This window comes from Peribacillus sp. YIM B13482 (assembly GCF_042787975.1).
GTDB classification, from domain to species: domain Bacteria; phylum Bacillota; class Bacilli; order Bacillales; family DSM-1321; genus Peribacillus; species Peribacillus simplex_A.
Genome location: NZ_JBHZPF010000135.1, coordinates 1 through 1,624, shown reverse-complemented (window position 1 = coordinate 1,624; position 1,624 = coordinate 1). Strand labels below are relative to the sequence as shown.

The window sequence follows — 1,624 nt, the reverse complement described above, 5'->3', positions numbered from 1 at the left end:
TTTTTGTATGAAAACATATTCGTGAAAGGCCATACTAAAATAAGCCCACCAAATTCTAATTTTTTTGAAGGACGTAAATGTACTATGTCGTTATTTTAACTGGTTATGCAGTTTGTTGTTCTGATGGATCGATTGTATAGCCTTTCTTTTTTAGGTATTCGATCATTTTTAATTCTTTGTTCATTTGTTTTTCTTCAAGGTAATTTGAGCCTAGTTCATGATAGGGTTCTCCTGTTTTTAAGATGTTGTAAGCAATCGTCAAAAGTAAATGAGCAGAAGCAATTCGGCCCTTCATTTTTCCCTGTCGTTTGGTAATCCTTTTTCGATGTGAAGCAATTCGATTATTTTGCCTTGAGGTTGCCAGTACACACTCTACAGCCATCGTTTTTAATGCTTTGTTACCTTGTGTGGTTTTACTCGTTTTTTTTTTACCAGCACTTTCGTAATTTCCGGGACTCACACCAGCCCAAGAGGCAAGATGTTTAGCTGACTTAAATACGGACATATCAACGCCCATCTCTGCAATAAATGTAGCTGCGGCAGCTTTGTTCACACCAGGTATTCCATCCAATAATTCTACTTCCTTACGATAGGGGGACAGGAGTTGATCGATTTGTTTTTCCAATTCTTCTATGGCTTTTTCTAAATAACTCATATGCTCCCAATGGTAACGCAACATATCACGATGATGACGGCGAATACGACCATTAATTGCACTGGCAATGTCAGTAATACTTGCTTTTGTTCGCCAATCCACCATTTTTCGAAGACCATCGGTCTCTATTTTTTCACCGTTTAGAATCGCTTCAAGGATACGGCGTCCCGATACACCAAAAATGTCTGATAGTACGGATGTTAGCTTGATATTAGCATCTTGAAGAATTTTGTGAATGCGATTCTGCTCTGAAGTGCGATGATGAATCAATTTTTTTCGATAACGAGTAAGATCTCGTAAATCACGAATATCCTCCGGTGGAACAAAATTGCTTTCAATAAGTCCACATCTTAGAAGCTTGGCAAGCCATTCGGCATCTTTCACATCAGTTTTACGCCCTGGAACATTTTTGACATGTCTGGCATTGGCAAGAACAAGGTGAAAAGAGCCTTCAAGTATATTCCATATTGGTTTCCAATAGACTCCGGTACTTTCCATCACAACATCGGATACCTGAAGTGTAGCTAGCCAATCACTTAAAGCCAAGAGTCCCGTTGTTGTAGTTGAAAACGTTTCAATTGAGGTTTTTGGCTTTTTATCTAATGGACCAAATAGTACACAGGCTACTACTGTTTCTTGGTGTACATCTAGGCCAGCACACCGTTCAATCATTGCTTCCATAGGAGAATCACCTCAAAAAAAGATTAACAATACATATGACAGGAGATTTGTTACAAAAATTTTTGTATACGTACTTGTAGTACACTAAATGGTTCTTCAATACTGTCACAACCAGTTTCTTATACAGGGTATCTTCCTTAAGATCCACCAAAAAAAGTCCAGCCTGGTTGTATTGTTATCATCCATTATTGTCAAGGGTTTAATGGGTTAGACTTTATTTTTGGGTAAAGAGCAGGTTTTCGTGCTAGATGGTGGCGGCGAGAATCGCCGCCATAGAAGTTTCTTATG

The 1,624-nt window shown here is 38.5% G+C and carries 1 protein-coding gene; it reads right to left on the bottom strand.

Annotation, left to right across the window (positions count from 1 at the left end; translation table 11 throughout):
* Window positions 1-103: 103 nt before the first annotated feature.
* Entirely contained in the window at window positions 104-1,336 is a 1,233-nt protein-coding gene (locus ACFX4L_RS25305) for an IS110 family RNA-guided transposase (protein ID WP_377406662.1), read from the bottom strand.
* Window positions 1,337-1,624 lie beyond the last annotated feature (288 nt).